The following is a 7,335-nucleotide window of genomic DNA, read 5'->3' as shown; positions in this document are numbered from 1 at the left end:
TATTTGAATAGCTCATTATTTGTTGTCGTTACATGTATGTAACTTTGAATTATGGTTGGTTTTGACTTTGTCAAAACCCGCACTCTGGCATATGTTCAATCATATTGATTGATTACCTATCATTGTTCAGTTTTCAAAGATCTGTACCAGTCACACCAGATATTATCTAGCTCGGAAGCACTTTTATTTAAAGCGTTTCGTCAACTGGCGACTAAATTATAATAACATGTTGTCACTTTCATGTCAACACCTTTTTATAATCTTTTTTAGAATTTTGTAATCGCATTTCCTTGCCGATACAAAACCTAAACATTCAAAACAAGATGCATCATCTAATAGCCTCTCATTAAGAAACAGTCGCTGTAACGACTGTATGACTATTATAGTACAACACACATACCTGTGCAACCCTTAATTTCTACTTTCACAAAATTTCATTTTCTTCTCATTTCAACAAAATATATATTGATTTTACACAATCTATTTTGGTACAATATGGTTATCAGATGGGCATATATATTATAAGAGAAACGCCCTATTTTAATACTATATACAAGGAGAAAATTATGTACTTCTCAAAAAAACTATTTACCAAAACAGTTGCTCTAGCTGCTATTTGTGCTTCAATTGCCACTGCAAGCTTTGCAGCTCCACAAGGAACTTACGACACATCTGAAATCCATGTAACAGGACAAGCATCTCGCTCTGTTGCACCTAGCTATGCCATCCTTACATTAGGCATCACTAGTGAGAACACTAATATCAATGCCGCAAAATCTAACAATGACCGCATTATGAGCGAGCTAGTTAGTAGACTTTCAAACTTAGGTATTGCTAAGAAAGATATTTATACATCTAATATTTCTATTAATCCTACTAGCGATTACCAAGATGGTAAACGCATTAATACGGGTTATAGTGTGTCCAACCATGTAACAGTAAAAATTATCGACCTAAATACAGTTGGTAAAGTTGTAGATGCTGCTGTTAACGCTGGAGCTAATGACATCAACAATTTATCATTCCAAAACGACCCGTCCCAACAATTATCTGACGCTTTGACTACAGAAGCAATTCAAAACGGTCGTCATAAGGCAGAAATCATTGCTACTGCTTTAGGTCGTACATTGGGTCCAGTTAAAACTGTAAATATTAGCAACACTGAAACAAGCACTTTTGACCAAGGTTACTATCGTAATGCAAAATTACTTGCTGCAAATCTTAGTACTGAAACACCTGTGGAAAAAGGTTCCTTAGTTATTTCCCAAGATGCTGATATCGTATATTATCTTCAATAAACATCAAGCTACCAACAAGTTACAAAGAAATAGTTTCTTGTAATCAACAATAAGAAACAAAACAATAAATTATACACAACAACAAACGCAAGAAAAGACCGTGCAACACCACACAGTGTTACACGGTCTTTATGTTTCATATTATTTATTTGTCGTAGTTTCTGGTACAACACCTTCATGTACAGCTACGATACCACCTGTTAATTCATGATAAGTGGCTTGTTCATAACCTAAGGATTTCCAGACTTCCAAGATTTCACTTTGATGAGGATAGCGGCGCAAGGATTCTGGCAACCAAGCATAAGAGGAATTATCCTTACTCAACTTCCCTATTATAGGTAATATATAGGAGAAGTAAAAGTTGTATAATTGCTTAAATCCAAATGCACTTGGTTTAGCTAATTCCAATACCACTACCTTACCGCCTGGTTTTACAACGCGTTGCATTTCTGACAACACTTGCTTGATGTCAGGTACATTACGCATTGCAAAGCCGCTCATAGCTGCATCAAAGGTATTATCTGCATAAGGTAAAGCCATAGCATCTCCATGCACCAAATTTACTTGGTCCAAAAGATCCGCTCGCTCCATGCGTGCACGCCCTTGATCCAGCATCTCCACATTAAAGTCTAATGCTTCAACGGTCAAAGTAGGTTCTTGACGCAACGCTTCCTTTGTAAATACACAAGTACCACAAGCTACGTCAAGTACATGTTGATAAGGTCCAATATTCATTTCTTTTACAGCGAACTTACGCCAGAAATAATCTTGCCCAAAACTGAGCATAGTATTCATCAAATCATAATGCTTGGCAATATTAGAAAATACACCTTGCACAAACTGTTCTTTGTCTTCATAAGTGTTAAATTCTTTAGTATTCATGGTACCCACTTTCACAATCAAAATTTCACATGCTGACAGTATACCACAACTAGCGATTACATTCTAGAACTAAGAACTATTCTTATATATATACTATAGTATACTCAAAATGCATAGAAATAGTATTTATCTATTGAAATAATAAAATGTTCGTTGTATAATGACATATGTCCTTTGTAAAAGGATTTGTATTTATGGCTATACTCAAAAGCCAATTTTATTGTTTTATGTAGTCTAATGAAGTATTGGAGTCTATTATGAATCGATTTATGAAATCCATCAATAGGGTCAGTCTTATTCAACAAATACTTATCGGTATGATAATCGGTATTTTGACGGCTCTCTATGTTCCCGACCTTGCAAACGAACTTGCTTTACTGGGTATATTATTTGTAGGTGCCCTCAAAGGCATTGCACCAGTCCTCGTATTCTTCCTTGTAATTGCTGCGATCAGTAAACATCGCTCCGGTCAAAAAACGGGGATGGGTTCTGTTATTACCTTATATTTATTAGGTACATTCCTCTCTGCAGCACTGGCAGTAATTGTAAGCTGGTTCTTCCCAACTACATTACACCTAGTAGCAGGCGCAGCAGATGCAGCACCGCCACAAGGTATCGCAGAGGTTATGAAAACACTCCTAAAAAATGTTGTAGATAACCCTGTAAAAGCCTTAATGAATGCTAACTATATCGGTATTTTAGGTTGGGCTCTTATCATTGGTGGTGCATTGCGCCATTCTCCAATGAATACAAAAGAAGTGATGGAATCAATCGCACAAGCGATTACTACTGTGGTTGGTTGGATTATCCGCTTTGCTCCTCTGGGTATCATGGGTCTTGTAGCAGACTCCATAGCTACTAATGGTATTGAAGCATTAATTGGTTATTTCCAATTACTAGTATTACTTTTAGGCTCTATGATTTTCGTGGCTTTAGTAATCAATCCAATCTTATCCTTCATCTACCTTCGTCGTAACCCATATCCATTGGTATTTAAATGTTTACGCGAATCTGCAATCTACGCATTCTTCACACGTAGTTCTGCTGCAAATATCCCTGTAAACCTTGACTTGGCAAAACGTTTAAAACTCAACCCTGATATGTACTCTGTATCCATCCCATTGGGTGCAACAATCAACATGGGCGGTGCAGCGATTACCATTACAATCATGACATTGGCTGCTGCCAATACATTGGGTATCATCGTAGATGTTCCTACAGCTATTCTTCTATCCGTTATCGCTACGATTGGTGCCTGTGGTGCCTCTGGTGTAGCTGGCGGTTCCTTGCTTCTCATTCCATTGGCATGTTCCCTCTTCGGTATCTCCAACGATGTAGCAATGCAAGTTGTAGGCGTAGGTTTCATTATCGGTGTGTTACAAGACTCCACCGAAACAGCACTTAACTCCAGTACAGATATTCTCTTCACTGCTAGTGCTGATTATGCTAAACGCGGTTATAACGACAATTGGGATTAATCCCTTATATAGAATTAGACGATCCATTGGGTCGTCTTTTCTTTTTGTGAAAGTTTTTCTTTTATAAATCATTTCTTTTTTAATATAACTATATTGATTTTATTCAATATATGATATAATAATTACATGATAATAAATCTTAAGAACTTAACTTTACATAGAAAGGATATACCATGAAACAATACGATATTATTGTAGTAGGCACTGGTGGTGCAACCATCGTAGCTGATGCAGCACAAAAAAAAGGCCTCAACGTAGCAATTATAGAGAAAGGTAAATTCGGTGGCACCTGTCTCACACGAGGTTGTATCCCCACAAAGGTTATGGTAACAGCAGCTAATGCTGTCCAAGAGGTAGAAGAATTCAAAAAAATCGGTATTAATGTGAATTCTGCCACTATGGATTGGGACATTGTATCCAAACGCACATGGCATATGATCGACAAATCTGCTGGTATTTATGACTATTACAATGCGTTTGATAATGTAGACGTATACCGCGGTGCCGCTAGCTTTGTATCTGATAAGGTTATGGACATCCACCTTAACGATGGTTCTGGCACAATAGAAATCACTGCGCCTACAATTATCCTTGGCACTGGTGGCTACAGTAATGTACCTAATGTACCTGGTCTTCAGGAGGCTGGTTTCCTTACTAGTGAAAGTCTCTTTGGAGATAAATTCCCTAAACAACCATATAAATCCCTTGCTGTTCTCGGTGCAGGTCCAATTGGTGTAGAATTCGCTCACGTATTTGCTTCTGCTGGTACAAATGTAACAATTCTTCAACACAATGTCCGCTTAGTACCTAAAGAAGATGCGGATATGTCTGAGCATTTACTTACCAACTATAGAGAACGTGGTATCAACGTAATTTTAAATCAAGATACAGTTGAGATTCGCCAAGAAGAGGGCCTTAAAGTAGTTGTAACTAAAGATCGCACTACAGGTGAAGTAATCGAAACTAAGGTTGAGGAAATTCTTGTAGCCGCTGGAATTCGCCCAGCTGTCGAAGAATTACACCTTGAAAATACCGGCATCGAAACATGGCCAAAAGGATGGATTAAAACTAATGAGTTTTTGGAAACATCTGTTGAGGGTATCTATGCTCTAGGCGATGTAAATGGCGAGCCAGCCTTCCGTCATCGTGCAAACTACGAAGCAGATATCATTGCACACAACCTCTTCTATGCAACTAGCGAAGAAGATTACCGCTGGGCACGCTACGATACATTGCCAAAGGTTACCTTCTCATACCCTGAAATTGGTAGTGTAGGTCTTACTGAGGCAGAAGCTATCAAAGCCGGCTACAATGTAGGGGTAGGCAAAAACTTCTACTCCTCTACCGCTAAAGGGTATGCTATGGGCATCAACCCTGGTGATGTAAATGATGGCTTTGTCAAAATCGTAGTAGACAAAGATACAAATCATATCCTCGGTATGCATGTGGTAGGACCTCAAGCATCTATCCTATTCCAACCGTATGTTAACCTTATGAATAGTGGTATCACTCCACTAACAACTATCAACGAAGAAATTGCTTCTGAACGCACAAAACGATTGCGCGAAAAGGGAATTTCTCGTGATATGGACCCTAGATCCGTTATCACTGTAGGTGAAACTATGAGTCCTCACCCATCCCTTGTGGAGGTCGTCATGTGGACACAAGCATATTACGAAAATCGTTGGTAAACAAAATACGAAAAAGACCGATACACGTTGTATCGGTCTTTTTCATTTCACTGAAAGAACAATGTGTTCTTTCTTTTATTTTTTATCCATTACAATATCATGGCCCCATACTAGGTTCGTACGACGTTTATCAAAACCTTGATCTGGTTCTGGTGGTAATTTAGTTGCTTTACTTTGAGAAATGTAAGAGCCTGTATTACCATCAACAGTCACAACTGTTTTCTTGCCATTTTGATGCATAGTTACATAGTAGTTAACCTTACCATTATGAGCTTCAACTTTCCAGCCTTTCATAACAGCATCTGCGCCGAGTTGGCCTTTTGCAATCGCTTCAGCTTGAGATGGTTCGATAACCTTATCTTTATTAAAGATTTCACCAACTACGTGTTTAGGTTTTCCACCTTCGGACATGTCGGATTGATGACCTGTTACGATATCAATTTTCATCTTATATTCGTGATATTTACTATAGCCGGTCACTTTATATGCATAAGCTAGATCGTTAGAATTCAATTCTACAGAATGCAATGCAGCATTAGGGAAACGATTTTGGAAGATTGTACCAATTTCGCTCATTGTCATTACTACAGATTGGCCTGGAGCCCGCTTAATTGTAATATCTGTGCTTGTTTCAGGCTTAGTCTTACGCGCTTGTACTTCATATGGTGTAGCAACAGAGAAAACACCAACCGCTAATACACCAGTCAAAACCCAAGATACTAATTTTTTATTCATTATAATCCTCCCACATATCAATCGGATTCTATAAACCTTCATTTGAAGCTAATCGCTCTTCTACATCGGTCATCAATAGTTTATAACAAGTGGCCACCAAAGGCACACCTATAATCATACCGGTAACGCCCATCAAGCTACCGCCAATAATAACGGCTGCAAACACCCATAAACCTGGTAACCCAATAGAATTACCAACAATTTTAGGATAGATAACATTACTTTCAATTTGATGCAATATCTCTAAAATAATAACATAGATTAATGCATCCATAGGACTAACAGTCAGTAAAATAACTGCACCCATGATACCACCAACATAGATACCGATTAACGGAATCAATCCTGTAAGGCCAATAACACATGCAATGGTAGTGGCATATGAGATATTAAATAACCACAAAGTAATACCTACCATAATACCTAAAATCAAGGCATCAATAAACTGGCCCACAAAGAAACTACTAAATGTTTGAACTGCTACTTTACTAACATAAGTAACGCGATTTACCCAAGTATCAGGTGCATAAGCACGCAAGATGCGTTTGCCTTGCATAATCAGACGCTCTTTATCTAGCAGCATATAGATGGCAAAGATAAGTCCTAGACCAATATTCACAGTCCAAGACAGAACTGTGCCCATCGTATTCACGACATAGGTACCACCTTTTGTGCCCCACTCACGCGTGTAGTTAACGATACTTTCACCATTAAGCGTATTCACAACAGTTGGATTCGAAACCAATGGCATCGTATCACTTAGATGCTGAATCCATTGTTGAAAGTCTACGTACAACTGTGGGGCAGCAGCCACGATAAGTGTAATGGAGTGAACCAGTTGCGGCACCGCCATTCGTGCAATGAAGTACACGATAAGACTAATCGTCACGAAGGACAAAATAAGACTCAAGGGACGCCGAATCTTGTACCTCCACCCCGTTTTGATGCTAGGCCAGAGCCACCGTTCGTAACGCACCACTAGAATATCGAGGACAAATGCCATACAGGCACCCACGATAAGTGGTACAAAGGCTGTTATCAGTACATCTAGACCTGAAGCAATATCACTGATACGAAGGGCTACTAACACCATGATACCTGCCAGGATAATCGCGGTGATAAGCTCCTTATAATATTTAAATTTTCCCATACTAATAACTCACTTTTACTAAACACTGGTAAGTATTGTACACAATATAAATGAACGCTATATGATAGAAAATCACTAGGTCCTTTCTCGTGTACAGTAGT

6 protein-coding genes are annotated in these 7,335 nt (G+C 38.6%); 3 read left to right on the top strand and 3 right to left on the bottom strand.

The genetic code is table 11. The features are described 5' to 3' along the window. The first annotated feature begins 566 nt into the window (after positions 1–566). Complete coding sequence (locus tag VTHSUH11_RS00625) at positions 567–1,298, top strand: SIMPL domain-containing protein (protein ID WP_059361645.1); 732 nt, start codon at positions 567–569, stop codon at positions 1,296–1,298. 141 nt (positions 1,299–1,439) lie between these two features. Here the strand turns inward: VTHSUH11_RS00625 and VTHSUH11_RS00620 are convergent, their stop codons facing one another. Continuing rightward, the gene (locus VTHSUH11_RS00620; protein ID WP_105092271.1) at positions 1,440–2,180 is read right to left on the bottom strand and encodes a ubiquinone/menaquinone biosynthesis methyltransferase; all 741 of its coding nucleotides are present in this window, start codon (positions 2,178–2,180) and stop codon (positions 1,440–1,442) included. A 257-nt stretch (positions 2,181–2,437) separates the two neighbouring features. On the opposite strand from VTHSUH11_RS00620, the gene sstT reads away from it, so the two are divergent. Next, positions 2,438–3,658, top strand: coding sequence for a serine/threonine transporter SstT (gene sstT, locus VTHSUH11_RS00615; RefSeq protein ID WP_059361643.1), 1,221 nt, complete (start codon positions 2,438–2,440; stop codon positions 3,656–3,658). A gap of 173 nt (positions 3,659–3,831) precedes the next feature. Next, positions 3,832–5,349, top strand: coding sequence for a dihydrolipoyl dehydrogenase family protein (locus VTHSUH11_RS00610; protein ID WP_105092270.1), 1,518 nt, complete (start codon positions 3,832–3,834; stop codon positions 5,347–5,349). Between the two features lie 75 nt (positions 5,350–5,424). Here VTHSUH11_RS00610 and VTHSUH11_RS00605 read toward each other — a convergent pair whose 3' ends face one another. Together VTHSUH11_RS00605 and VTHSUH11_RS00600 are read right to left on the bottom strand one after the other, a co-directional pair. Beyond that, entirely contained in the window at positions 5,425–6,084 is a 660-nt protein-coding gene (locus VTHSUH11_RS00605; protein WP_105092269.1) for a PepSY domain-containing protein, read from the bottom strand. Positions 6,085–6,112: 28 nt separating this feature from the next. Further along, the gene (locus tag VTHSUH11_RS00600; protein ID WP_059361640.1) at positions 6,113–7,234 is read right to left on the bottom strand and encodes an AI-2E family transporter; all 1,122 of its coding nucleotides are present in this window, start codon (positions 7,232–7,234) and stop codon (positions 6,113–6,115) included. Between the last annotated feature and the right edge of the window lie 101 nt (positions 7,235–7,335).

The sequence above is a fragment of the Veillonella tobetsuensis genome, from assembly GCF_002959935.1.
Classification (GTDB): Bacteria; Bacillota; Negativicutes; order Veillonellales; family Veillonellaceae; genus Veillonella; species Veillonella tobetsuensis.
Note: the sequence above shows the minus strand (reverse complement) of the source record. Positions and strands in the feature narration are given on the sequence as shown.